The organism is Pseudomonas sp. R1-15 (assembly GCF_051132085.1).
Lineage (GTDB): Bacteria > Pseudomonadota > Gammaproteobacteria > Pseudomonadales > Pseudomonadaceae > Aquipseudomonas.
Map to the genome: position 1 here is coordinate 4,306,842 of NZ_CP071660.1, position 25,180 is coordinate 4,332,021.

The following is a 25,180-nucleotide window of genomic DNA, read 5'->3' on the forward strand; positions in this document are numbered from 1 at the left end:
GCGCCGCGACGAGTCATAGCCCGCTATGGCGAGGAGCGGCAACGCAGCATGACGGCAACAGACGCCGTCCAAAAGGAACAGTATTTGTAAGACAGGACACTAGAGTGGCGCTGATTGTCACTGGCTGTGGAAGGTGATCGCTCTAGACTCAAGTGATAGAACATTAACCAAAGAGCCTGCAGTCTTGGAAAACACCAGCCGATTCAACACCTTCGCCGAGTTCTACCCGTATTACCTCAGCGAACACAGCAACAGCACCTGCCGGCGCCTGCATTTCATCGGCACCTCCCTGGTCATCCTGGTTTTCGCCCTGGCCCTCGTCGTCGGCGCCTGGTGGCTGTGGGTTGCGCTGCCGGTGGCCGGCTACGGCTTCGCCTGGGTCGGGCACTTCTTCTTCGAAAAAAACCGCCCTGCGACTTTCCAACACCCTCTCTACAGTCTGCTCGGCGACTTCGTCATGTACCGCGACATGCTGCTGGGCAAGGTGGCGTTCTAGGAGATTGCCGATGACGTCTCACGCGCGCTTCACCCACATGCAGGACGGCAGCCGGGAAGACTGGGCGATCATCGCCGCCGACTTCAGCGCTTACGCGCGGCAGTTGCCGGGCCGGATTCTGACCCACCTGAGATTGCTCGATGGCGACTTCGGCGGTTTCCCCGTGGATCGCCTGACCCACTCCCTGCAAACCGCCACCCGTGCCTACCGCGACGGGCGAGACGAGGAGTACGTGGTCTGCGCCCTGCTCCACGATATTGGCGACACACTGGGTTCGTACAACCATCCGGACATCGCGGCGGCGATCCTCAAGCCGTTCGTCAGCGCCGAGAACCTGTGGATGGTGGAAAAACACGGGATCTTCCAGGGCTACTACTTCTTCCATCACCTGGGCATGGACCGGCACCTGCGGGAGCAGTTTAGGGCGCACCCGCAGTACCAGGCGACGATCGATTTCTGTGCAGAATACGACGCTGCGGCGTTCGATCCCGAGTACGACACGCTGCCGCTGAGTTTCTTCGAGCCAATGCTGGAAAGGCTGTTTGCGGCACCGAAGCAATCGATCTACAAGGCGGCGATGGCCGAAACCTGAGAAACACACTTCCCTGTGGCGAGGGAGCTTGCTCCCGCTGGGCTGCGCAGCAGCCCCCGTTCAGGCGCCTGCATTTATCCAGACACCTTGCGCTGTCCAATTGGCGACTGCTGCGCAGCCGAGCGGGAGCAAGCTCCCTCGCCACAACAGCTCCTCTCCACTAAACGTTTAAAGTTCAGGCAGGCTCAGTCACTTTCAACTCAGCCTTGACCAGCGCTTCGCGCGCCTGGGCGTCCGCCAGGCGATAGAGCTCGATCGAGCCGTCCCAATGCTCGATCAGCGCCGTGCACGACTCGACCCAATCGCCGCAGTTGAGGTACTCCACCCCGCCCACCGTGCGAATCTCGGCATGGTGGATGTGCCCGCACACTACGCCATGCAGTTCACGCTTCACGCACTCATGGGCGATGGCTTCTTCAAAGTCGCTGATGAAGCTGACGGCGGTCTTGACCTTGTGCTTGAGGTACGCCGACAGCGACCAGTAACCGTAGCCGTAACGGGCCCGCCAATGATTGAGCCAGCGATTGAGCGTCAGGGTGAACTCGTAGGCCGAATCTCCAAGAAAGGCCAACCAACGGTGGTAACGGGTGATTACATCGAACTGGTCGCCATGGATCACCAAGAGGTGCCGACCATCGGCGGTGACATGCACCGCTTCGTCCACCAGTTGAATGTTGCCCAGGATCAGCTTCGAATAGCGCCGCAGGAATTCGTCATGGTTGCCGGTGACATAGATCACCTCGGTGCCGCGCTTGCTCATGGTCAGCAGGCGACGAATGACGTTGGTATGGGCCTGGGGCCAATACATGCCACTGCGCAGTTTCCAGCCGTCGATGATATCGCCCACCAGGTAGACCTTGTCGGCGTGATAGCCCTTGAGAAAGTGCGACAGGTGCTCGGCCTGGCAGTCTCGCGTGCCCAAGTGAACGTCGGAAATCCACAGGGTGCGGACACGCTGTTTGCGGCTGGGCCTGGCGAGCTCGGCGCTGGTCATTGGGCAACCCTCTGATCGTTTTCACCACAGTGCACGCCAGCGGTTAATGACCCATGACAATAATGAGTCGATTGCATGACAGCGCGAGGCGCCACGCCCTCGGTGTAGACTGGCCGCCTGCCACGGGAGACCGCGATGAGACCGATCCTCACGCTACGCCACTACAGCCACGATCTGATTGTCCACAGCCACGACCATGCGCAGCTGGTGTTCGGCTTGTCCGGCGCGCTGGACTTCGAAGTCGAAGGGCGTGGCAGCCAGGTGGTGCAGCAGAGTTTCGTGGTGGTACCCGCCGGCGCCCATCACGCCTGCGGCAGTCCTCGGGGCAGCCGTTGCCTGGTGCTGGATGTGCCTGATGATGACTGGGTCGGGCAATGCCTGGGCGATCACGCCGATGCCAGCCGGCGCTTGCTCGACCGCAATATCCGCCTGCCCCTGGATACGGGGCAGAGCCAGTTGGTAAGTTGGCTCGCGGGCAGTCCGGTGGACGATCCGCTGATCGCCCAGCAAGGCGCGGTGCTGCTGTTGGCCAGCCTCAACGGCGCCCGCCAGCAAACGAGCGGCAGCCGGCACCTGCCCTATGCCGCGCTGGACGCTCATATCGACCAGCACGCGGCCTATCCGCTGCAAGTGGCGGACCTGGCGCGGGTCGCCGGGCTTTCCAGCGCGCGCCTGCATGCGCGCTTCGTCGCCGAACGCGGGCAGACGCCAATGGAATACATCCGCAGCCGCCGCCTGCACAAGGCCGTGGGACTGTTGCGAGACTCGAACCTGCCCATCGGCGAAATCGCCCATCAGGTTGGCTACAGTTCGCAAAGCGCATTCTCCGCAGCGGTGTTGCGCGAGTTCGGTGTTTCGCCGGGCAAGCTTCGGCGCTAGACCCGCGCTAAAATTCGCTAGGCTCGCGACAGACACTGGCGCCTCGCCCGCGCTTGAATACGACAATCCATAAGGGATGGTTCTGTGGGGGCGAGCTTGCTCCAGGCAGCGACCCGACGAATGCCATCCGCCGGCCGATATCCCCATGGCCTGAATTACCGCTTTCGCGAGCAGGCTCGCTCCCACAGAGGACTTTCGCTGTGTCTTATCGAATGAAAGGATTGCAATGACTCCCCGTACCGCCCTCGGCGCCTTGCACATCGGCGCGCTCATGTTTGGCCTGACCGGCGTGTTCGGAAAACTGGCCGCCGCCTCGCCGGCGGTCATTGTGTTTGGCCGTGCGGTGTTCGCCGTGTTGGCCCTGGCGGTGTTTGCCCGGTTCGCCAGCCGCACCCGTTGGCAAAAATTGCGCGGCCGCGACGCTCGCCGGTTGCTGCTCGGCGGGCTGTTGCTGGCCGGACACTGGGTCAGCTTTTTCATCTCGGTAAAAGTCGCCGGGGTGGCCATCGCCACGCTGGGGTTCGCCAGTTTCCCGGCCTTCACCGTATTGCTCGAGGGGCTGATTTTCCGCGAGCGGATCCGCGCCAACGAGATTCTCCTGGTGGTGCTGGTAAGCGTCGGCCTGGTGCTGGTCACACCGGACTTTGACCTGGCCAGCGGCGCCACCACCGGTTTGCTCTGGGCCGTGGCTTCGGGTCTATTGTTCTCGCTGTTGTCGCTGACCAATCGCGCCGGCTCCGCGCACGTACCGCCGGTGCAGGCCGCGCTGTGCCAGAACGTGGTCGTGGGCTTATGCCTGTTGCCGATGGCCGCGCCACAACTGAGCGACGTGCGCCCCATCGACTGGTTGTGGATCGGCCTGCTCGGGGTGTTCTGCACCGGCCTGGCCCACAGCCTGTTCGTCGCCAGCCTCGCGGTGATCAAGGCGCGCACCGCGGCGGTAGTGTTCGCCATGGAACCGGTCTACGGCATTACCATTGCCTGGCTGCTGTTCGATGAGAACCCGACGCTGCGCATGCTGCTCGGTGGGGTGCTGATCATCGTTGCGATCGTCGTGTCGAGCCAGCTCGATGGCACGAAAAAATCCAGCGCCGGCGCCCAGGCCTCGTCTCACTGAGCCAGGTTACTGAAACGAGTCACTGAACCCGGTCGTTGTGCCCCAGGTCGCGCTCCGGGTCGATCCGGTCGCGGACCCGCTGCTTGAGGACCTTGGCCTCGGGAAAACCGCCGTCAGCCTTGCGCTCCCAGACCTGCGTACCGTCACAGCTGATATGGAACACCCCGCCGGTGCCCGGCACCAGGGACACCTTGCCCAAGTCGTCGCCAAACGTGCTGAGCAACTCCTGGGCCAGCCAGGCGGCGCGCAGCAACCATTGGCACTGCGTGCAGTAAGTGATGACGACTTCCGGTTTGTGAGCGGTCATTGCGGGTGAGCTCCTGCGGTCAAAGGCGTCGTTATACTACTCGCCTTTGACCGCCTGCCCCGAGATTGACGATGCGCCGCCTGCTGCCATGCCTGCTCCTGTTACTGCTGCCCCTGTTCGCCGACGCGGTCGAAGCGCCGCGACCGAAGATCGGCCTGGTACTTTCCGGCGGCGCGGCCCGTGGGCTGGCGCATATTGGCGTGCTCAAAGCTCTGGAAGAACAAGGCATCAGGATCGACGCGATCGCCGGCACCAGCATGGGCGCGGTGATCGGCGGTCTATACGCCTCCGGGTACAAGATCGACGAGCTGGAGAAACTCGCCCTGGGCATCGACTGGCAGCAGGCGCTATCCGATGCCCCACCGCGCAAGGACGTGCCCTTCCGGCGCAAGCAGGATGACCGGGATTTCCTGGTCAAGCAGAAGCTGAGCTTTCGCGACGACGGCAGCCTCGGCCTGCCATTGGGCGTGATCCAGGGACAGAACCTGGCCCTGCTCCTGGAAAGCCTGCTGGCCCACGCCAGCGATACCCGGGATTTCGACAAGCTGCCAATCCCCTTCCGCGCCGTGGCGACCGACATCGCTACTGGCGAAAAAGTCGTGTTCCGCAAGGGCCACCTGCCCAAGGTGATCCGTGCCAGCATGTCGATCCCGGCGGTGTTCGCCCCGGTGGAACTGGACGGGCGGCTGCTGGTGGACGGCGGCATGAGCGACAACATTCCCTTGGACGTGGCCCGGGAAATGGGCGTGGACATGGCCATCGTCGTCGATATCGGCACGCCGCTGCGCAACCGCAAGCAATTGGTCACGGTGGTGGATGTGCTGAATCAGTCGACCACCCTGATGACCCGGCGCAACTCGGAGGAACAACTGGCGACGCTGAAAAACAACGACGTGCTGATCCAGCCCGCCCTGGCGAGCTTTGGCTCCACCGATTTTGGCCGCGCCACGGAAATGATCGACGCCGGTTACCGCGCCACCCGGATACTCGAGGCCCGCCTGGCACACCTGCGTCGCCCTGAACCGGCCGACGCCGAGCTGATGGCGGCGCGCACCCCCAGCGAACGCACGCCGGTCATCACCGCGATACGGGTGGAAAACGATTCGAAAGTCGGTGACGACGTGATCCGCTATTACGTTCGCCAACAAATCGGCGAGCCGTTGGACCTGGGTCGCCTGCAAACCGACATGGGCACCTTGTACGGCCTGGATTATTTCGAGCAGGTGCAATACCGCGTAGTGCACAAGGGCGCGGACAACACCTTGGTGATCAGCGCCCGGGGCCGACGCACCGGCACGGACTACCTGCGCCTGGGCCTGAGCCTGTCGGACGACATGCGCGGCGACAGCGCTTTCAACCTCGGTGCCAGCTACCGGGTCAACGGTATCAATCGCCTCGGCGCCGAATGGCTGACACGGGCGCAGATCGGCGACAAGCAGGAACTGTACAGCGAGTTCTACCAGCCGCTGGACGTCGGCTCGCGCTACTTCATCGCGCCCTACGGACAATTCGAATCGCGCAACGTCGAGTCGATCCTCGATAACGACCCGGTCGCCCAGTATCGGGTCGAGCGCTATGGCTTCGGCCTGAACCTGGGCCGGCAGATCGGCAACAGCGGGGAAATCCGCTTCGGTGTCGGCCAGGCCTGGGGCAAGGCGGACGTGCGCATCGGCGATCACGACCAGCCCAGCGAAAACTTCAACGAAGGCTTCTACGAGCTCAAATACTCATTCGACTCGCTGGACAACGTCTACTTCCCCCACGAAGGCGAAGACATCGGCTTGTCCTGGCGCCAGTACGAACCCGGATTAGGTTCCGACCAGCGTTATCGCCAGTGGGAATTCAGGTTGGACAAGGCCCTGAGCAGCGGCCCGGATACCTTCATCCTCGGCGGTCGTTATGGCCGGACCCTGGACACCGCCGAGGTCGTCACGTCGAGCTTCGTCCTCGGCGGCGCCCGACAGCTGTCGGGCTTTCGCGAAGACGGGATATCCGGCCAGAACATGAGCCTGATGCGCGCCGTGTACTACCGCAGGCTCACGCCGCGCGCCTACCTGCCGCTGGATTTCCCGCTGTATGTCGGCGGTTCGCTGGAGCGCGGCCGGGCCTGGAACAACGACAATGAATTCGACAGCGGCTACATCAACGCCGCCAGTATTTTCCTCGGGTTCGACACGCCGCTGGGGCCACTCAACTTCAGTTATGGCTTCAACGACGATGATGAGCAGGCGGTGTATCTGAATCTGGGGCAGACGTTCTAAAGCATATTATTCCTACCTTGTGGGAGCGAGCCTGCTCGCGAAGGCAGAGTGTCAGTCGATGAATATTTTGAAGGTGATGGCCTCTTCGCGAGCAGGCTCGCTCCCACAGGGGATCTGCGTCGGCCATGCAATTGCCTCAACGAATCCCGGCCAACAAGACCCGGGCCGTTTCCTTGAGCGGCTCGTCGCCCTCTTCCACCAGTTCCTCCAGCAGCGTGATGGCGCTCTTGAGGTCACCCTCATCGATACGATTCTGGGCTTCTTCGAGCTTTTCGGAATGCTGCGAGGGTTGCGCCTCAAAGGACACCGGTTCGAGCGACAGGGAGTCGAATTCCGGTTCGGCGGTCAGCGGCTCCAGCTCCAGCGACTGCTCTTCGTCGGCAAACCCGTCGAGAAAATCATCGTCCAGCGACTCGGTTTCCAGGGGCGCGCCCCATTGCAGGTCGGGCTCATCGAACCCCGAGAGCGACAAGGTGCCGGTTTCGAAGGTTTCCAGGGATTTCGGTTCAGCGGAGGCCTGCGGGGTGTCGGTCAGGTCCCAGCTGTTCTCCATGGACAAGCTATCGAGCTTCAGCTCGAACTCGTCGCTGGCGGGACGGGGCGGTTCGGGCTCTGGAATGCGTGCCAGGGGTTCTGTCGGCGCAGGCGCATCAAGCGGCGCATCACGCGGCGTATCAAGGGAGGTCTCAACGGGCGCGGTAACCATGGAGATCCTCGGGTAGCGCCCGCGGACTTCTTCCAGCGCCTGGCGATCGATACCTTGGGCCAGCAGGTGGTTCTCCTGGGCCTGGAAACCGATGACATCGCCCTGCTTGCCCAGCACGTCGAGCAACTTGAGGCCCAGGTCGGTACGCTCCGGCTCCGCCAGCAACGCGGCGCGCAACAAGCCCGCCGCTTCGGTGAAGCGGCCATAGGTCAGGTAGATTCCCACCCCTTCGAGCACATCGCCGAGCGGCGCATCGCCGTTATTGAACGACGCGGCGACTTCAGGGCGTTCGGTGCCGGACTGCGTGTAAGTCTCGGGTTCGTCATCGTCCAGGATCAATTCGCGAGGCTCGGACATCGGCTGCGGATCCGCCAGTTCCTGCTGTTGCCGACGGCGGAGAAACAGCAACACGGCGAGCAACCCCAGCAGTCCTACCAGCCCCGCCACCCACAGCCAGTCGATGCCCTCTGCCTCGCCGGCCGGCGCCGCCTCGACCACCGGAGCGGGCTCGACGTATTCCTCTGGCGGCGGCGTCGCGACAACAGTCGATGGCGATGTCTGCGCCAGTTGCGCCTGCAACTCGCTGATCTGCTGGCGCTGGCCGGCAATTTCCGCGTCCTGGGCCTGAAGCCGGGCTTGAAGTTCGTCGATGGTTTTCTGTTGTTGCTGGTTTTGCAGCACCGAGGCGGCAAGTTGCTCGGCATTGCTGTCGGGGACGACAGAGGCCGGAGTTGAAGGGGCTGCGGCGGGAGGCGGCAATATGGCCGAGTCGGGCAGCAACAGGCGCTGACCGATGGAAAGCCGCTCGCTGCCAGGGTTCAGCGCCTGGATGCCCTGCATGAGCTCATTGACAGAGGCATTGCTGCCGGCGTCATGCAGGCGCTTGGCGATGATCCAGGGGTTGTCGCCCTGCACGACGGTGTAGCGCTTGCCTTGTGTGGCCGGTGGCGGCTTGATCGCGGGTGTTGCTTCGGCCGCAGCGGAAGGCTCGTCCACGGTCGGCACGATCCCTGGCATGCCCGGCGGATCGATCAGCACGGTATATTCGCGCAGCACCCGGCCGTTAGGCTGGTTGAGCTGTACCAGGAAATTGAGGAAAGGTTCCTCCACCGGCTTGCTGGAAGTCACCCGGATGAAACTGCGCTCGCCGCGCAACACCGGCGTGAAACGCAGGCTGTTGAGAAAAAATACCCGCTCCACCCCGGCGCGATTGAAATCGTCCGGACTCGCCAGGCTGGCCGACAAATCCCCCTCGCCCAGGCCGGCCGCATCGACCAAGGCGATATCGGCGCGCAACGGCTGGTTCAGCGCGGAATGAAGCGTGATCTCTCCCAGCCCCAGCGCCGACGCCAGGGCCGGAAAGCCCAGGGCACCCACGACTATCAACACGTTGACCCAGTTGCGCAACGTGGACTGCAGACTTTCAAGCATGGGCATCCCTTTCGATTACCAGAACCAACCTCGGCGCAAACGCTTCCATTAGGAACGCTTACTACTGGTTATAGTTCGCTAACCGGCGAATCTCAAAAACCTGGTGTCAGGGATGTGCCTCAGGATTTTTCCAGGTTGGCCAGGATCCTGCCGTGAACCCGCATGCACACCCGCATATCCTCTTCATCAACGCCTTCAAACAACTCCCGACGCAGCTGCGTGGCAATGGTTTCGATTTGTTCAATCAGCGGCAAGGCCGGCGCGCAGAGCACGATTTTCTTGGCGCGGCGATCCTCGGCCACGGCCTGGCGCTGCACCAGGCCCTGGGTTTCCAGGCTGTCGAGCAAGCGGGCCAGGGTCGGGCCTTCAACGGCGACGCTCTGGGCCAGTTCACGCTGGGTCGGCGCCTGTTCGAAGCGGGCCAGGTGCAGCAGCACCAGCCAACGCGCCTGGGACAGGCCCAGCCCGGCGAGGCGACGGTCCAGCTCGGCTCGCCAGCCCCGGGACATTTGCGCCAACTGCATGCCAAAGCGGTGTTGATCGGTTAGAGGCATAAAAAACTCATCAGAATCTAAATAGAGAAATACTAATTATTAGTCAGCTAAGCATGAGCTTCGGATTCAAGCAAGGCTGGCACTGTAGTGAATCGTTAAAGGAGCGTAACTGTTTGATCAGACTTCAAATTCCGATTGCAGTGCAGCCCTGACGCAATACAGGACGCCTTCCGGAACGCGGCCTGCAAACAGCGCGGCAACGTCAGATACCGCGGGCAATTCACCCTCGCCGTCGAGAAACGCGTCCTGGATTTCGCCCATCAATTCTTCGGGCAAATCCAGCGCCTGTTCCAAGGAAAGCTGCTGCTGGCCGATCGCCTCGGCCAGCATCGTGTAGACATTCTTTTCCGAACACTGCAATTGCCCGGCGATCTGTAGCGGGGTCATGCCGGCACGAGCCAGCGTGATGAGTTCGTGGCGTACATCGGCCACGGCTTTCGGCGCTTCGGCTTCGCCGCCGAGCACTTGGAGGAAAGCCTCGCCGTAACGCTCCAGCTTGCGCGCACCAACGCCACTGACCCGGGCCATTTCCGCCAGGGAAGTCGGTTGGCTGCGGAGCATTTCCAGCAAAGTCGAATCGGGGAAAATGACATAGGGCGGCACGCCATGCTCCTCCGCCAACTTGCGCCGCAAGGCGCGCAAGGCCTCCCACTGATCGCGCTCCTCGCCACGCACCAGTTGGCTGGCCTGGCTCTTGCTGCTCTTGATCGCTGTTGCGGGCTTGAGGTCGCGACGCAGTTCCAGGCTGACCTCGCCTTTGAGCAAGGGCCGGCAGGTCGCGCTCAGGCGCAGGGCGCCATAACCTTCCAGGTCGATGTCGGCCAGGCCGCGCGCCACCAGTTGCCGGAACAGCGAGCGCCACTCGCTCTCAGTGCGGGCCTTGCCCACGCCGAACACCGAAAGATGCTGATGGCCAAAACTGCGGACCTTTTCGTTGTCCTTGCCCAGCAGCACGTCCACCAGATGTCCCACGCCGTAGCGCTGGCCCGTACGATAGATGGCCGACAGTGCCTGGCGGGCCGGCTCGGTGGCGTCCCAGGTTTCCACGCCGTCGACGCAGTTGTCGCAATGCCCGCAAGGCTCGGGCATGTCCTCATCGAAATAGGCCAGCAAGGTCTGGCGGCGGCAACGGGTTTCCTCGCAGAGCGACAGCATCGCGTCGAGCTTGTGTTGTTCCAGGCGTTTGTGGCGCTCATCGCCCTCGGAGTTCTGCAACATCTGCTTGAGCATCACCACGTCCTGCAGGCCGTAGGCCATCCAGGCATCGGCCGGCAAACCGTCACGACCGGCACGGCCGGTTTCCTGGTAATAGGCCTCTAGCGACTTGGGCAGGTCCAAATGCGCGACGAACCGTACGTTGGGCTTGTCGATACCCATGCCGAACGCCACGGTGGCGACCATGATCAGGCCTTCCTCGTTGAGAAAGCGCTTCTGGTGATAGGCCCGCAGATCGTTGGGCAGGCCGGCATGGTAGGGCAATGCCGGGAAACCTTGCTCGCTGAGGAACGCCGCCACCTCCTCGACTTTCTTGCGCGACAGGCAATAGACGATACCCGCGTCGCTGCGGCGCTCGGCGAGGAACGCCAGCAATTGCTTGCGCGGCTGCTCCTTGGGCACGATGCGGTAAAAAATGTTGGGGCGGTCGAAGCTGGAGAGGAACCGCTCGGCGTTCTGCAGGTGCAGGCGCTCGACGATTTCTTCGCGGGTACGTTTGTCGGCGGTGGCGGTCAGGGCGATGCGCGGCACGTCGGGAAACAGCTCGGCCAATTGCCCCAGCTGCAGATATTCACGACGGAAGTCATGGCCCCATTGGGATACGCAGTGGGCTTCGTCGATGGCAAACAGGGCGATTTCCAGGCTCTGGAGAAAGGCCAGCATGCGCGGCTGCACGAGACGTTCAGGCGCCAGGTACAGCATTTTCACTTCACCGCGCTGGATGCGCGCCGCCAGGTCCCGCTGCTGCTCGGCGCTCAGCGTGGAGTTCAACGCGGCAGCGGCAACGCCCAATTCCTCGAGGGTCGCGACCTGGTCGTCCATCAAGGCGATCAGCGGCGATACCACCACCGCGAGGCCGTTGCGCAGCAGCGCGGGCACCTGGAAGCACAAGGACTTGCCGCCGCCGGTAGGCATGAGCACCAAGGCATCGCCACCGCTGGCCACGCGCTCAATGATGGCACCCTGGCGGCCACGAAAACTGTCGTAGCCGAAGATGTCCTTGAGGACGCGTTGAGCCTGTTCGAGCATAAAAACTCCAAAAATCACCGAAACATCCCTGCAAGGCTGGTCCAGAAACACAAACGCTGCACCGGCAAATCGTAAGTGCGCGTTTCGAACCGCCGGGATGCCGCAGGGCATCACAAAACGCGGCAGTATACCCGAGGGCTTCGTTGCGAAGGGGGTTGCTGACGGGAGGTTTCAGGGCAAATGCCGGACAAGCCCCACCCCGTGGCGAGGGAGCTTGCTCCCTCGCCACAGGGACTCTGTAGGCTCGAGACCAGTGATGCATGGCCGGCAAGAAAGCAAATCCACCACGCGGCTGGCCTGAGCGCTCAAGAAAGCCTAGAATTCCCGCATTGTTTATTCCCCAAGGTAGCCTGTAATGTCCTTCGCTGAGCAACTGACCCGCCTGCAAGTCTTCCTCGACGCCGATGAGCTGCACGAAGAAGCGCTGGATTACGTGGCCGCTCATGGCTACCTGACCGCCCTGTCGATCTGCTCCGAGCAGGTGCCGGAGCGTGAATGGATCGACGCCCTGTTCGCCGAAGAACCGCACTACAGCGACGAAGCCCAACGCGCCGAAATCGAAGCGACGCTGGTCGGCCTGAAGGCTCACATCGCCCGCCAACTGGCTTCCGATGAAGAATTCGAGCTGCCGTGCGAGCTGGACCTGGGCGACGATCCGGACGATTCGGAACTGCGCGGCTGGTGCATCGGCTTCATGGAGGGTGTGTTCCTGCGCGAAGCGGCCTGGTTCGAAACCGCCGAAGAGGAAGTCAGCGAAATGCTGCTGCCGATCATGGTCGGTTCCGGCCTGTTCGACGAGCAACCGGAGTTCTCCGACATTGCCGCCGACCCTAACCTGATGGATGACATGATCGTGCAGATCCCGGAAGCCCTCACCGCCCTGTACCTGCTGTGCAACGCCCCGGACGAGAAACCGGCGATCCTCAAGCCGCGCCACCACTGAGTCAGCAGGTGCCCGCGCCCCTCGGCAATCGCCCGCTGATCCTGCGCTACGCTCTGCTCGCCATCGGCTGGCTGAGTGTGGTGCTGGGGGTCATCGGCATCTTTATTCCCGTCCTCCCCACCACCCCCTTCCTGTTATTGGCCGCGGCCTGCTTCGCCCGCAGTTCGCCCCGCTTCTACCGCTGGCTGGTGGAGCATCCGCGCCTCGGCCCCTGGATCGGCGACTACCTCAGCGGCAACGGCATCCCGCTCAAGGGCAAGGTCTACGCCATCGGGTTGATGTGGGCGAGCATCCTGCTGTCGTGCTACCTGGTGCCCCTGCCGTGGGCGCGGGTGTTCATGCTGACCAGCGCGGTGCTGGTGACGGTGTATATCCTCAGGCAGAAGACCCTGCGCAAACCTGACTGAACGCCCTTGTGGCGAGGGAGCTTGCTCCCGCTGGGAGGCTAAGCCGCCCTGAAATCAGCTGATGCGATTCCCCAGGCAGACCGCGCCTGCCGATTTTACGACTGCTGCGCAGCCGAGCGGGAGCAAGCTCCCTCGCCACGGGAACAGCGGTGCCTGGGTCCGGGAAAATTTCGCGCGGGCCAAAATGAAAAACCCGCCATCTCCAGAGCAGAGATGGCGGGTTTTGTCGTTTCAGCTCATCTCACACCGTGTCGACCTTCAACGAATGGTCGTTCAGCATGCCGTTGATGATGGTCGCGGTGTCCGCGCCGCCGATCATTCCGCCCGCGCCCGGCGTGACACCGTAGTGAGTGGCAAGGTTGACGCCGGCCAGGTCGATGGTCTGGTTCGGCGTGGCGCCGGCGGTGCTGCTGACGTCGATGCTGGTGATCAACGAGGCTCCACTGCCGGTCACGCTGAAGTGCAGGTAGTCATCAAGCGACGCCGCGCTGCCGTTCTCGCCCAGCAGCAGTTGCGACAGGTCGAGTTTGTCGAGGCCCGGGGTGAAATCCGTGATGACGTCGTGACCGCTGTTGCCCGCTTGCCATTGGAACGTGTCGGCGCCGTTGCCACCGGTGAGGGTGTTGTTGCCCAGGCCGCCGATCAGCAGGTCATCGCCGTCACCGCCGTTGAGCACGTCATGGCCGAGGCCGCCGTCGATGCGATTGCTCAAGCTGTCGCCGGTCAGGTGGTCGTTGAAGTTCGAACCGACCAGGTTCTCGATGCCGGCCAGGGTGTCGGTGCCGGCCCCCAGGGTGTTCTGTCCGGCCAGCAGGCCGAGATTTACCGTGACGCCGCCGGTGGCATGGGCATAACTGGCGGTGTCGTTGCCAGTGCCGCCGTCGAGCAGGTCGTTACCGGTACTGCTGTAGAGCAAGTCATCTCCAGCCCCGCCATGCAAGGTGTTGTTGCCCGCGCCGGTGCTGAGGATGTCGTTGCCGTCGCCGGCGTTGAGCACGTTGTTGCCATTGCCGGCCAGCAGTACATCGTTGCCCGTGGTCCCCGTCAGGGTGTGGCCCGCCTGATAGCTGATGCCCACCCCGGCGGAGTCACTGCCGCCGTGGTTGTCGCTGGCAGTGTAGCTGCCGTGATAATCGGGTGTAGTGTCCTGGGCACCGGCGTAGTTGACGGTCAGGGTCAATTGGTAATTTTCCGAGGCATTGGCGTTGCCATTGCCGGGGTTGGGAATGTTGGTGACGTGGATCTGATAATTGCCATCCGCCGCCGCGGTGAACGATGCACCATCGTTGATCGCGATGAAGGGGCCGCCGTTAAGCGAATATTCCATGGCGATGCGACCGGCCGTGAGATTGTGATCCAGGGTCAGGGTTTCGCCTTGCTTGAGGCTGATGTTGAGCCGGTCTTCATCGTTGGCGTTGTTGTTCGACACCGCCCCCAGCGCCCCGCTGACCACCAGCACCGCGGTCATGCTCGCGGTGTTGGCGACGAAGGCACTGCGGTTGAGGCTGATCGACTGGGCGTTGTTGCCAGTGAAACTGGCGGTACCGGTGCTGCCGGTGAAATCCGCGCCCCTGGCCACCCAACCGGTGTTAAAACTGGTCGGCGATGCGGAGAGCGGGTCGCCGTTGGCGTCGCTGTCATTGCCCAGCAGCAGTTCACCCGGAACCACGATGTTGCCCGACAGCACGTTGGTGATGACGTTGTCATCGACCGCCACGGGCGCACTGTTGGGTTGGACCTTGATCACCAGGTTGGAGCCCGCCAGGTCACCATCGTTATCGCTGAGGGTGTAGCCGATGTTCTCGGTGATCAAGGTGCTGGTGGTGGTCTGGGAGGTGTAGCTGAACGCGCCGGTATCAAGATTCACCACGAGCATGCCGTCATGCCCGGTGGCGATGCTGACGGTGTTGGTCGTGGTGTTGAAGGCGCCGTGGTTGGCCCCGCCGCTGACGGTCAGCGCCCCCTGGCCACCGTTGGCATCGGGGTTGTAGCTGTAGGTCGTGCCGTCCACCACCAGGCTTTTGATAAACCCGCCGTCGGCACCGAACGAGCCGCCTTCGCCAAACAGGCTGCCGGTAACCGGCACGCCTTGCACAGTGCCGGAAAGCACCGAATTGAGCTGGTTCAAGTCAGTCACCACCACCGCGTTGGTGTTGGTGTGGGTGCTGCCGTCGTAGGCCAGCGGGTCAAGATTGACGTTTCTGGCGCCGCTGCCCAGGCCGACGGCGTAATTCTTGATGCTGTTGGCGTCGAGGAAGGCCTTCCACGCGGCCTCGTCCGCCGGGCCGATATCGCCCTTGGTCGGCTTGCCGTCGGAGAAAAAATAGCCAACGTTCTGGGCGCCGGTCAGTTGCCCCGGTGTTGCGAACGCCGTCTTGGCCATCTCCACAGCCGCATCGTAATTGGTATCACCGTGCGCTTTCAGCGCGGCGATCAGTGTCTTGGCGGTTGCCACGTCCACCCACACGGCACTCTGGCCGGTGGCGCTGCCGCTGAAGGTCACAAGCTGGACTTTCACGTCGCCCATGTCGTCGTATTTGTCGAGCAAGGCGCTGATCGCCTGTTTGGCCAGGTCCATTCGCGAGAGGCCCGGCACACCGGAATCGTCTTTCATGCTGCCGGACACGTCGAGCACGATCAGCAGGTTTGAATCGATCTCCACCGCCGTGACCGAACGCTCGGACGCGACAGCCTTGGGCACATCGTCGACGATGCTGACCACCAGGTTGCCGGTGGTGCTGTTGCCCAGGGAATCGGTGGCCTGATAGGTGAAGCTTTCGGTCAATACGTTCGGGCCATTGTTGGCATGCGGCGTGGTATTCGCCGGCGAGGTCAGCGTATAGGTGTAAGAGCCGTCGGCGTTGAGCAGCAACTGGCCGTGAGCGCCATTGGCGTCTCCCACCAAGGCAAATGTCACGGCGCCGGTTGCACCGCTGACCGAACCGACCAAGGTTCCGGTGGCGGTTTCGCCGGTGCTGCCCGGCTCGCTGCCGGTGGCGGTGCCGGGGGCCAGGTCCTGGCCATCCTGTTTCAGGTCCAGGGCTTTTTCATAAACGGTGACGTCATGATCGGTTTCAGCGACCAGGCAACTGTTGTGCACGTCGATGGTGATGGTCGTGGTGCTTTCATCCCCATCGGCGTCGCGCACGGTGTAGGTGAATACATCGGTGGCACCCGGTACGCCAACGGAGTCCGGATTGCTGTGGTAGACCGCGTTGCCATTGGCATCCAGGGTCAGGTAGCCGTAGGTGCCGTTGATCTGGCTGTTCAGGCCGCCGTTGGCCGGGCTTGACGTATCGTTGCCGGACCGCACGCCGATCACCACGCCACCATCGGCGCCGAGCACGTCGTTATCCAGCACGTTGCCGCTGACCGTCCCGCCCTCCACCACCGCCGCGGTATCACAGTGCGCCTTGGGCACATCGTCGACGATGTTGATAACGATGGTGCTGGTGACGCTGTTACCGAGTGAGTCCGTAGCTTGATACGTGAAGCTTTCGCTCAACACGTTCGGGCCATCATTGGCGGCGGGCGTTGTCGTGGCGGGCGACGTCAGGGTGTAGGTGTACGAACCGTCCGGGTTGAGCAACAGTTGCCCATGGGCGCCAGTGGCATTGCCGATCAGGGCGAAGGTGACGGCGCCGACGGCACCGGTCACCGAGCCGACAAGGCTGCCGCTCGCGGTTTCGCTGCTGGCATTCGGCGCACTGCCGGTGACGGTGCCGGGGGCCAGGTCCTGGCCATCCTGGTTGAGATCCAGGGCTTTTTCGTAGACACGGATTTCCTGGTCAGGGGTTGCGGCCAGGCAGCTGTTATCGATGTCGATGGTGATGGTCGTGGTGCTCTCGTCGCCATCAGCGTCGCGCACGGTGTAGGTGAACACATCGGTGGCGCCCGGTGCGCTGACGGCGTTCGGGTTGCTGTGGTAGACCGCATTGCCGTTGGCGTCCAGGGTCAGGTAACCGTAGGTGCCATTGATCTGGCTGTTGAGGCCGCCTACGGCGGAGCTCGATGTATCGCTGCCGGCGCGTACGCCGATCACTGCGCCGCTGGCGGCAGGCCCGTCGGCGCCGCCCTCGTCGTTGTTCAGCACGTTGCCGCTGACCGTCGCGCCCTCTTCCACCGAGGCGGAGTCGGCGTGGGCCTTGGGCAAGTCATCGACGATGTTCACGTCCAGGTTACCGGTGGCCGTGGTGCCATTGTCATCGGTGACCACCACGCCGAACTGCTCGCCCAGGCTGTTGGCGCCGTTGGCATCTGGATGCGCTTCGTTGTCGAGCAAGGTGTAGCTGTAGCTGACCACGCCCGTGGCGGCGTTGAAGCCGGTGACGGTCAAGGTGTTGCCCAACGCGGTGGTGATCGATTGCGGGAAACCGGCGGCGACGCCACCGCTGACCACAGTGATGCCGCCGACGCTCAGGGTTTGCAAGCCGTCCAGCGCGGTGATGGTGAAAGTACCGTTCTGGGTCAGCGCCGAGGCGTCCGGGTTGCTACCGTCGCCGAGGTTTTTCTCCTGCACTGTCAGCTCGCCGCCCTCGGTGTCGAGGCCGTTGATGATCACCGGGTCGTCGTTGTTGTGCACTTGCAGCACCAGGTTGGCGGTGCTGGTATCGCCGTCGGCGTCGGTCAGGGTGTAGGTGAAGGTTTCGCTGCCGTTGCCGCCGCCGTGCAGGCCTTTGAAATCGGTGTCGCCAGGGTTGAGTGTGTAGGTGTAGGAGCCGTCGGCGTTGAGCACCAGCGTGCCGTAGGTGCCGGTGAAAGTGCCGGGAGTAATCGGCCCGGACGCCACTTGATCGGCGCCTTGGTTGTCGTTGGGCAGCACGCTGCCGGTCAGGGTCAGGTTGTTTTCCGAGGCGACCCCGGCGTTACTGTCGTCGATGGCTTGAGGCAAGTCATCGACAATGTTCACGTCCAGGTTGCCGGTGGCCGTGGTGCCGTTGTCATCGGTGACCACCACGCCGAACTGCTCGCCCAGGCTATTGGCGCCGTTGGCGTTGGGATGCGCTTCGTTGTCGAGCAAGGTGTAGCTGTAGCTGACCACGCCCGTGGCGGCGTTGAAGCCGGTGACGGTCAAGGTGTTGCCCAACGCGGTGGTGATCGATTGCGGGAAACCGGCGGCGACGCCACCGCTGACCACAGTGATGCCGCCGACGCTCAGGGTTTGCACGCCGTCCAGCGCGGTCACGGTGAGAGTGCCGCTCTGGGTCAGCGCCGAGGCGTCCGGGTCGCTGCCGTCGCCGAGGTTTTTCTCCTGCACCGTCAGCTCGCCGCCTTCGGTGTCGAGGCCGTTGATGATCACCGGGTCGTCGTTGTTGTGCACTTGCAGCACCAGGTTGGCGGTGCTGGTATCGCCGTCGGCGTCGGTCAGGGTGTAGGTGAAGGTTTCGGTGCCGTTGCCGCCGCCGTGCAACGCAACGAATTGCGGGTCGCTGGTATTCAGGGTGTAGGTGTACGTACCGTTGGGGTTGAGCACCAGCGTGCCGTAGGTACCGGTGAACGTGCCGCCGATGATCGGCCCGCTGTCGGGACCGGTGGGTATGCGATCAGCGCCCTGGTCATCATTGGGCAATACGTTGCCAGTGAGGGTGACGAGGGTCTCCGACGCGCTGCTGGCGTGGCTGTCGTCCACGGCTTGAGGCACGTCGTCGGTGATGTTGACGTCCAGGGTTCCGTTGGCCGTATCGCCGTCGTTATCGACGGCCACGACCGGGAATTGCTCGCTGATGGTGTTGGCACCATCGCCCGCCGGATGGGTTTCGTTGTCGATCAGGGTATAGGTGTAGCTCACCACGCCAGTGGCCGGGTCATAGCCGGTGATGGTCAGCGTGTTGCCCAGCGCCGAGGTGACGGACTGCGGGAAACCTGAAGCCACGCCGCCAGCGATCACGCTGATACCGCCGATGCTCAGGCTGTTCAAGCCGTCGGGGGCGGAAATGCTGAAGGTGCCGCTTTGCACCAGCGCGCCAGGATTGCTGGCGGTACCGTCGGCAAGGTTGGCCTCGTTGGTGCTCAGCTCGCCGCCGTCCACGGTCACGCCACCAAGGGTGACGGGGTTGTCCGGCGTTTCAGGAATGACCGGCGGCACGGTTCCATCGCCATCATCGCCATCGTTGCCGTCCGGATCAGCCGCCAGCTCCAGTTGTGGAAACTCGGGAATCCCGTTGAACCCGGCGGTTGGGAAGCCAATCAGAGGATCAACCTCCCCGGCTACCTCCTCCAGCAGTACAAAGCTGTGCCCACCGCCCACTCCGCCCGGGTTGCCGCCCTCGGCGCCCGCCGCCGTGGCCTCGCCCGTCTGGGTCGGGTCGGCGCCGGCGGCGATGGCTTGCTGCAATTGCTGCACATCGGTCAGTTGCGCATTACTTGGCACTGGCGCTTCGGGCGTGTCGACAGGCGCTGCCTGGTTGGCGAGCAGCTGCGGGGTCAGGGTCAGGTCACTTTCGCGGCCCAAGGTCAGTTCCTGGCCGTTCTGCAAATGCACGGCTACTGCGCCCTCAGCGCCGGTGATCAGGTGCTCACCGGCGTACAACCGATCACCTTCGATCAACGGGCGCCGCAGCCCACCGGCGGCCTCTGCGAAAACCTGCCCTACGACCTTGCTGACGGTACCGATGAGCGCTGCCATGTGCATTTCCTCCGTTGCCAACCGTAGTCGGCACCTGTGCTGGGTGAAGAAGCGAGACTCAGGCTGGCCGTCAGAATCTGGAAAATCTGCCAGCTTTCGCGAGATCGGAAGGTACCGGATTTTCGCCACAACGACAAAAAACCGTCACGCATACCGCCTCGCTTTTAAATCTTTTTGCCCTTCTTCACATCGTTTCGAAATTTATCCGGAACTTTTTATTGACGTCTGGAATCCGTCAAGAGCCTTAAATACAAAGGCTTTCTCGTTGAACAATGTGCCGGTTTTTTCCAAGCACATAAGATTGTTTTGGAATAATACTTATGAGAATTTCTTCTTAGGCTTTTCCTGGAATGTTCTTAGCTGTGTTGTTACAAGGTTGAAACGGTTTTGATCTTTTACACGTCAATATTCTGGCGACAACGAAGCACAACAGACCTCAGGAGATGCATCCCATGCGCGTTCTTACCCCTCTCTGCAGCGCGGTTTTGCTGGCCATGGCCTGCTCTTCTCAAGCGCAGGCCATGTCCTTGACCGAAGCGATACAGAGCACCATCGCGACCCACCCGGAACTCGCACAGCGGGTGGACAGCCGTTTGTCGGCCAATGAAGACGTCAAGGTCGCCCGGGGCGGTTTTTTCCCGTCGGTGGATTTGAACGCTGGCTACGGTCGGGGCTACAGCGACAACACCAACACCCGGGCGCTGGGCAACCATCACACCAATATCCTCACCTACACCCAGTCGGAGCTGCGCCTGCGTCAGATGATCTTTGACGGGTTCAACACCGCCAACGAAGTGGAACGCACCAAGGGTGTGGTCAACTCCCGCGCCTATTACGCCCAGGGCACCGCGCAGGACCTGGCCCTGCGGACCATCGAGGTCTACCTGGAAGTGCTCAAGCGTCGCGAGCTGGTAACCCTGGCCAAGAACAACCTGCAGGCGCACCTGCGCGTCAACGACCAGATCGGCCTGCGCACCGAGCGTGGGGTGGGCAGCACGGCCGACTCCGACCAGTCCAATGCCCGTCGGGCCCTGGCGGAAAACAACTACGATACCGCCCAGGTCGACCTGGCCGATGCCGAGGCGAACTTCTACAGCGTGGTCGGGCGCATGCCCGATGAGCTGGAAGCCCCGCCGTCGACCAAGGGCGAAATCCCGGTCGACCTGCGCGAAGCCCAGCAGAGCATGGTGGATAACAACCCGTACCTGAAATCGGCCCAGGCCGACATCCAGTCCGCCGAAAGCCAGTACGAAGTGGCGAAATCACCGTTCTACCCACGCTTCGATGCGGAAGCGGCGGTGGGCGCCAACAACAACCTCGGCGGCGAAGAAGGCCACGACAACAACTGGCGGCTGGGGGTGGTGATGAACTACAACCTGTTGCGCGGTGGTAGCGACAAGGCCCGGCTGGCCTCCAACGCCCACCAGATCAACCAGGCCATGGACATCCGCAACAACGCCCTGCGCCAACTCAACGAAGACACGCGCCTGGCCTGGAACGCGATGCTCAACGCCCGCAAACAGACCCCGACGGCCCGTGAGTACGCCGACACCACCGCCCGCGTGCGTGCCGCTTATCAAGACCAGTTCGGCCTCGGCCAACGGACCCTGCTCGACTTGCTCGACAGCGAAAACGAGCTGTACAACGCCAACCGTCGCTACACCGAGGTGCGCTACACCGAGGAATACTCGATGTACCGCGTGCTGGCGAATATGGGCCTGTTGTTGAGCAAACAGCGGATCGTGCTGCCGGCCGACGCCGTCGCCCAGACCGAAGTCAAGAACCAGGCACGGCTGCCGGAACTGAAGTAGGCCATGGGAGCGATCGACATGACCCGCATGGAACCGGTAATCCCCGGCGCCGACCCGCGCCTGAACTTCGATGACCCGTTGCTGGACGGCTTGTTGATCCTCTGCAAACTCCATGGCGCGACTGTCAGCCGCGCCAGCCTCAGCGCCGGGTTGCCAATGGCGCACCAACGCCTGAGCCTGGACCTGCTGCCTCGCGCAGCGGCCCGGGCCGGTCTGCAGGCGCGGCTGCTGCGTCGTGACCTGGCGGACATTTCAGCGCTCAATCTGCCGGTGATGCTGATTCTGGCCGGAGGTCGCTGCGCGATATTTCGCCGCTGGGGCGACGACGGCCAGGCGCTGATCCTGCCCAGCGAAGCCGATGGCGGCGAACAATGGGTCAGCCGCCAGGAGCTGGCCGCCGACTACAGCGGCCAGGCCTTGTTCGCCCGACCGCGCCACGAACTGGAAGATTTGCGCGCGCCGCTGGTGCCGCGAGTCGAGGCCTGGTTTCGTGACACCTTGAAACTGTCGCGCTGGCTGTACAGCGACGCGATCCTGGCGAGCTTCCTGATCAACCTGCTGGGGTTGATGGTGCCGCTGTTCGTAATGCAGACCTACGACCGCGTGGTGCCGAACCAGGCCACGTCGACATTGTGGGTGCTGGCCGTCGGGCTGCTGATCGGCACCGGGTTCGAATTGGTGTTGCGGGTCGTGCGGGCTCATCTGCTGGACAGCGCCGGTAAAAAAACCGACGTGATTCTCTCCGCCACGCTGTTCGAACGCATCACCGGCATGGCGATGAAAGCCAAACCAGTGACCATCGGCGGCTTCGCCCAGAGCATCCATGATTTCCAGGGCCTGCGGGAATTTCTCACCGCCGTGACCCTGACCAGCCTGATCGACTTGCCCTTTGCCGTGCTGATGCTGGTGGTGATCGGCCTGCTTGGCGGTTGGCTGGTGGTGATACCCGTGGTGGCGTTCCCGATCACCGTGGTTTTCGCCATGATCATCCAGGCGCGCCTGCGCGACACCGTGCAGAAAAGCCTGGCCCTCGGCGCCCAGCGCCAGGCCTTGCTGATCGAAACCCTCGGCGGCCTGGAAACCCTCAAGGCCTGCAGCGCCGAAAGCGAACGCCAGCATCAGTGGGAAAGCACTCATGGCGCCCTCACCCGCCTCGACAGCCACGCCCGCAACCTTTCGGCGCTGGCAACCAACGGCACGCTGTTCCTGCAACAACTGGCCGGCATGGCAACCATCGTTGCCGGCGTCTACAGCATCATTGCCGGCAACCTCAGCGTCGGCGCACTGGTGGCGACCTACATGCTCGGCAGCCGGGTCCTCGCGCCGCTGGGCCAGATCGCCGGGCTGATCACCCGCTACCAGCAAGCCCAGCTCACCATGCGCAGCACCGACGCCTTGATGGCCCTGCCCCAGGAGCGCGACGCCAGCCAGCGTCCGCTGGAGCGCACCCAATTGCAGGGCGCCCTGGATGTCAGCGGCGTGACCTTCCACTACGACGGCCAGAGTACCCCGGCGTTGGCGAACGTCAGTTTCAGCCTCAAGCCTGGCGAGCGCGTCGGGATCATCGGCCGCAGCGGCTCGGGCAAAAGCACCCTGGCGCGCCTGGTGATGGGTTTTTATGCGCCGCAGGAAGGTCAGTTGCTGCTCGATGGCCTGGACCTGCGGCAACTGGACGTCGCCGACCTGCGCCAGCAGATCGGCTATGTCGCCCACGACCTGCCTCTGCTGGCCGGCAGCCTGCGCGACAACCTCACCCTTGGCGCCCGCTACATCAGCGACGGCCGCATGCTGGAGGTGGCGGAACTCACCGGCGTGACCGAACTGGCGCGCCAGCACCCGCAAGGCTTCGATCGCCCGGTCGGCGAGCGCGGCCAGCTGTTGTCCGGCGGTCAGCGCCAGGCCGTGCTGCTGGCCCGGGCCCTGCTGCTCGACCCGCCGATCCTCTTGCTCGATGAACCCACCAGCGCCATGGACAACAGCAGCGAAGATACCTTGCGGCAAAAACTTCACGCCCATGTGCAGGGCAAGACCGTGCTGCTGGTCACCCACCGTACCTCGATGCTGAGCCTGGTGGATCGCCTGGTGGTGCTGGAAAACGGACGGATCGTGGCGGACGGACCGAAGGACGCGGTGATTGATGCGCTGCGCAAAGGGCGGGTGGGGTCTGCGGCGGTGTAGAAGCCGACACATATCCGTTTGGTCCGGGGACACATGGTTAACACCTGTGGCGAGGGAGCTTGCTCCCGCTGGGCTGTGAAACAGCCCCAAGGCCATTCACCTGGTTGTGTCAGGCAGACCGCGTCGGCAGGTTTTACGACGGCTTCGCCGCCGAGCGGGAGCAAGCTCCCTCGCCACAAAAAGCAGCACTGTGAATCTATTAATCAACGGGTACCGTCCATGCCAGCTCAAACACCTGATTCAGCCGCCCGAAGCTACTTCGGCAGTTTCAGCAAAAGCGCCGAAAGCGAGTTCATGCCGGAAACTGCCAGCGCGACGTTGCAGGACTCGCCCCGGCGTTCACGCGTGACGGTGTGGCTGGCCGCCGGGCTGATTGTCAGCGGGTTGGTCTGGGCCAAACTGGCCGTGCTGCAGGAAGTCACCACGGGCGAAGGCAAGGCGATTCCATCAAGCAAGATCCAGGTGATCCAGAACCTGGAAGGCGGCATTGTCACCGAGATTTTCGTACGCGAAGGCCAGATGGTGAACAAGGGCGAGACCCTGCTGCGCCTGGATGACACGCGGTTCCTGTCAAACAAGGGCGAGAGCGAGGCCGATCGTTATGCCCTCACGGCCCAGGTCGAACGCCTGTCGGCCGAGGCTGAAGGGAGGCCGTTCGCGCTGTCGGCAGAGGTGACCGCCAAGGCCCCGCAAGTGGCCGAGGACGAACGTTCGTTATATGAACAACGCCAGCGGCGCCTGGCCAGCGAGCAACGCACCCTCACCGAACAGCTGCGGCAGAAAACCCAGGAACTCGCCGAGTTTCGCTCCAAACAAGGCCAGTTCAGCTCGGCCCTGTCCTTGCTGCAGGAAGAAATGAACATGTCGGCGCCGCTGGTGCGCACCGGGGCGGTTTCACCGGTGGAAATCCTCCGGCTCAAGCGCAGCGCGGTGGAGGTGCGCGGCTCACTCAACGCCACCACCCTGGCGATCCCTCGGGCCGAGTCGGCGATCAACGAGATCAAGAGCAAGATCGACGAATCGGAGCAGTCCTTCCGCTCCGACGCGGCCAAGGAGCTCAACGAGAAACGCACTGAACTGTCGAAAATCACCGCATCGAGCATTGCCATCGATGACCGGGTGACCCGCACCACCGTGGTCTCACCGGTGCGCGGGGTGATCAAGCAGCTCAAGGTCAACACCATTGGCGGTGTGGTCCAGCCGGGCAGCGACATGGTCGAAATCGTGCCACTGGAGGACAACCTGCTGATCGAAGCCAAGGTCCGCCCGCAAGACGTGGCCTTTCTCCACCCGGGCCAGAAAGCCATGGTCAAGTTCAGCGCCTACGACTACACGATCTATGGCGGCCTGAGCGCCAAGCTCGAACTGATCGGCGCCGACACCATCACCGATGACAAGGGCAACAGTTTCTACCTGATCCAGGTGCGCACCGATAAAAACCATTTGGGCGGCGATGCCAAACCGTTGCTGATCATCCCGGGAATGGTGGCGACGGTGGACATCATCACCGGGGAGAAAAGTGTGCTGGATTACCTGCTCAAGCCGGTGCTGAAGGCGCGGACCGAGGCGATGCGTGAGCGCTGATATGTGGCGATTGTTCCGCCGCTTTCGCGAGCAGGCTCGCTCCCACAGGGG

16 protein-coding genes are annotated in these 25,180 nt (G+C 63.0%); 10 read left to right on the plus strand and 6 right to left on the minus strand.

Annotated features, from left to right (window positions below; translation table 11 throughout):
• The first annotated feature begins 184 nt into the window (after positions 1-184).
• Positions 185-496: a DUF962 domain-containing protein gene (locus J3P97_RS19420; protein ID WP_305499548.1), complete on the plus strand. Its 312-nt coding sequence runs from the start codon at positions 185-187 to the stop codon at positions 494-496.
• A 10-nt stretch (positions 497-506) separates the two neighbouring features.
• Positions 507-1,088, plus strand: coding sequence for an HD domain-containing protein (locus J3P97_RS19425; protein ID WP_434672542.1), 582 nt, complete (start codon positions 507-509; stop codon positions 1,086-1,088).
• A 175-nt stretch (positions 1,089-1,263) separates the two neighbouring features.
• On the opposite strand, the gene J3P97_RS19430 is transcribed toward J3P97_RS19425, so the two are convergent.
• On the minus strand, positions 1,264-2,082 hold the full coding sequence (locus tag J3P97_RS19430) for a UDP-2,3-diacylglucosamine diphosphatase (RefSeq protein WP_434572576.1): 819 nt from the start codon (positions 2,080-2,082) through the stop codon (positions 1,264-1,266).
• Positions 2,083-2,217: 135 nt separating this feature from the next.
• On the opposite strand from J3P97_RS19430, the gene J3P97_RS19435 reads away from it, so the two are divergent.
• Positions 2,218-2,961: an AraC family transcriptional regulator gene (locus tag J3P97_RS19435; RefSeq protein ID WP_434672543.1), complete on the plus strand. Its 744-nt coding sequence runs from the start codon at positions 2,218-2,220 to the stop codon at positions 2,959-2,961.
• Positions 2,962-3,187: 226 nt separating this feature from the next.
• Positions 3,188-4,078, plus strand: coding sequence for a DMT family transporter (locus J3P97_RS19440; RefSeq protein WP_305499541.1), 891 nt, complete (start codon positions 3,188-3,190; stop codon positions 4,076-4,078).
• 19 nt (positions 4,079-4,097) lie between these two features.
• Here J3P97_RS19440 and J3P97_RS19445 read toward each other — a convergent pair whose 3' ends face one another.
• Positions 4,098-4,385 (minus strand): SelT/SelW/SelH family protein, encoded by a 288-nt coding sequence (locus tag J3P97_RS19445; RefSeq protein WP_434572572.1) that lies wholly within the window; start codon positions 4,383-4,385, stop codon positions 4,098-4,100.
• Between the two features lie 71 nt (positions 4,386-4,456).
• On the opposite strand from J3P97_RS19445, the gene J3P97_RS19450 reads away from it, so the two are divergent.
• Entirely contained in the window at positions 4,457-6,646 is a 2,190-nt protein-coding gene (locus tag J3P97_RS19450; protein WP_434672544.1) for a patatin-like phospholipase family protein, read from the plus strand.
• A gap of 136 nt (positions 6,647-6,782) precedes the next feature.
• On the opposite strand, the gene J3P97_RS19455 is transcribed toward J3P97_RS19450, so the two are convergent.
• From J3P97_RS19455 to recQ, 3 genes are all read right to left on the minus strand, one after another.
• Positions 6,783-8,783: a FimV/HubP family polar landmark protein gene (locus tag J3P97_RS19455; RefSeq protein ID WP_434672545.1), complete on the minus strand. Its 2,001-nt coding sequence runs from the start codon at positions 8,781-8,783 to the stop codon at positions 6,783-6,785.
• 119 nt (positions 8,784-8,902) lie between these two features.
• The gene (locus J3P97_RS19460; protein WP_305499533.1) at positions 8,903-9,337 is read right to left on the minus strand and encodes a MarR family transcriptional regulator; all 435 of its coding nucleotides are present in this window, start codon (positions 9,335-9,337) and stop codon (positions 8,903-8,905) included.
• Between the two features lie 117 nt (positions 9,338-9,454).
• Entirely contained in the window at positions 9,455-11,581 is a 2,127-nt protein-coding gene (gene recQ, locus J3P97_RS19465; RefSeq protein ID WP_434672546.1) for a DNA helicase RecQ, read from the minus strand.
• Positions 11,582-11,936: 355 nt separating this feature from the next.
• On the opposite strand from recQ, the gene J3P97_RS19470 reads away from it, so the two are divergent.
• Both J3P97_RS19470 and J3P97_RS19475 read left to right on the plus strand, forming a co-directional pair.
• The gene (locus J3P97_RS19470; protein WP_305499530.1) at positions 11,937-12,524 is read left to right on the plus strand and encodes a YecA family protein; all 588 of its coding nucleotides are present in this window, start codon (positions 11,937-11,939) and stop codon (positions 12,522-12,524) included.
• 8 nt (positions 12,525-12,532) lie between these two features.
• Positions 12,533-12,931, plus strand: coding sequence for a YbaN family protein (locus J3P97_RS19475; protein ID WP_434572566.1), 399 nt, complete (start codon positions 12,533-12,535; stop codon positions 12,929-12,931).
• Positions 12,932-13,172: 241 nt separating this feature from the next.
• On the opposite strand, the gene J3P97_RS19480 is transcribed toward J3P97_RS19475, so the two are convergent.
• Complete coding sequence (locus J3P97_RS19480) at positions 13,173-19,556, minus strand: retention module-containing protein (protein WP_434672547.1); 6,384 nt, start codon at positions 19,554-19,556, stop codon at positions 13,173-13,175.
• Between the two features lie 452 nt (positions 19,557-20,008).
• Between J3P97_RS19480 and J3P97_RS19485 the strand changes: the two genes are divergently transcribed.
• The 3 genes from J3P97_RS19485 (at position 20,009) to J3P97_RS19495 (ending at position 25,129) form a co-directional block, all read left to right on the plus strand.
• Positions 20,009-21,367 carry a TolC family outer membrane protein gene (locus J3P97_RS19485; RefSeq protein WP_305499524.1) on the plus strand — a complete coding sequence of 453 codons (1,359 nt, stop codon included), beginning with the start codon at positions 20,009-20,011 and terminating at the stop codon, positions 21,365-21,367.
• 18 nt (positions 21,368-21,385) lie between these two features.
• Positions 21,386-23,545 (plus strand): type I secretion system permease/ATPase, encoded by a 2,160-nt coding sequence (locus J3P97_RS19490; RefSeq protein ID WP_434672548.1) that lies wholly within the window; start codon positions 21,386-21,388, stop codon positions 23,543-23,545.
• Between the two features lie 219 nt (positions 23,546-23,764).
• Complete coding sequence (locus J3P97_RS19495) at positions 23,765-25,129, plus strand: HlyD family type I secretion periplasmic adaptor subunit (RefSeq protein WP_434572560.1); 1,365 nt, start codon at positions 23,765-23,767, stop codon at positions 25,127-25,129.
• The last annotated feature ends 51 nt before the right edge of the window (positions 25,130-25,180 follow it).

What these genes read in the sequence shown, in the direction of transcription:
- J3P97_RS19425 (WP_434672542.1), top strand. Translation starts at nt 507, where the DNA reads ATGACGTCTCACGCGCGCTTCACCCACATGCAGGACGGCAGCCGGGAA.
- J3P97_RS19430 (WP_434572576.1), bottom strand. Translation starts at nt 2,082, where the DNA reads ATGACCAGCGCCGAGCTCGCCAGGCCCAGCCGCAAACAGCGTGTCCGC.
- J3P97_RS19435 (WP_434672543.1), top strand. Translation starts at nt 2,218, where the DNA reads ATGAGACCGATCCTCACGCTACGCCACTACAGCCACGATCTGATTGTC.
- J3P97_RS19440 (WP_305499541.1), top strand. Translation starts at nt 3,188, where the DNA reads ATGACTCCCCGTACCGCCCTCGGCGCCTTGCACATCGGCGCGCTCATG.
- J3P97_RS19445 (WP_434572572.1), bottom strand. Translation starts at nt 4,385, where the DNA reads ATGACCGCTCACAAACCGGAAGTCGTCATCACTTACTGCACGCAGTGC.
- J3P97_RS19450 (WP_434672544.1), top strand. Translation starts at nt 4,457, where the DNA reads ATGCGCCGCCTGCTGCCATGCCTGCTCCTGTTACTGCTGCCCCTGTTC.
- J3P97_RS19455 (WP_434672545.1), bottom strand. Translation starts at nt 8,783, where the DNA reads ATGCTTGAAAGTCTGCAGTCCACGTTGCGCAACTGGGTCAACGTGTTG.
- J3P97_RS19460 (WP_305499533.1), bottom strand. Translation starts at nt 9,337, where the DNA reads ATGCCTCTAACCGATCAACACCGCTTTGGCATGCAGTTGGCGCAAATG.
- recQ (WP_434672546.1), bottom strand. Translation starts at nt 11,581, where the DNA reads ATGCTCGAACAGGCTCAACGCGTCCTCAAGGACATCTTCGGCTACGAC.
- J3P97_RS19470 (WP_305499530.1), top strand. Translation starts at nt 11,937, where the DNA reads ATGTCCTTCGCTGAGCAACTGACCCGCCTGCAAGTCTTCCTCGACGCC.
- J3P97_RS19480 (WP_434672547.1), bottom strand. Translation starts at nt 19,556, where the DNA reads ATGGCAGCGCTCATCGGTACCGTCAGCAAGGTCGTAGGGCAGGTTTTC.
- J3P97_RS19485 (WP_305499524.1), top strand. Translation starts at nt 20,009, where the DNA reads ATGCGCGTTCTTACCCCTCTCTGCAGCGCGGTTTTGCTGGCCATGGCC.
- J3P97_RS19490 (WP_434672548.1), top strand. Translation starts at nt 21,386, where the DNA reads ATGACCCGCATGGAACCGGTAATCCCCGGCGCCGACCCGCGCCTGAAC.
- J3P97_RS19495 (WP_434572560.1), top strand. Translation starts at nt 23,765, where the DNA reads ATGCCAGCTCAAACACCTGATTCAGCCGCCCGAAGCTACTTCGGCAGT.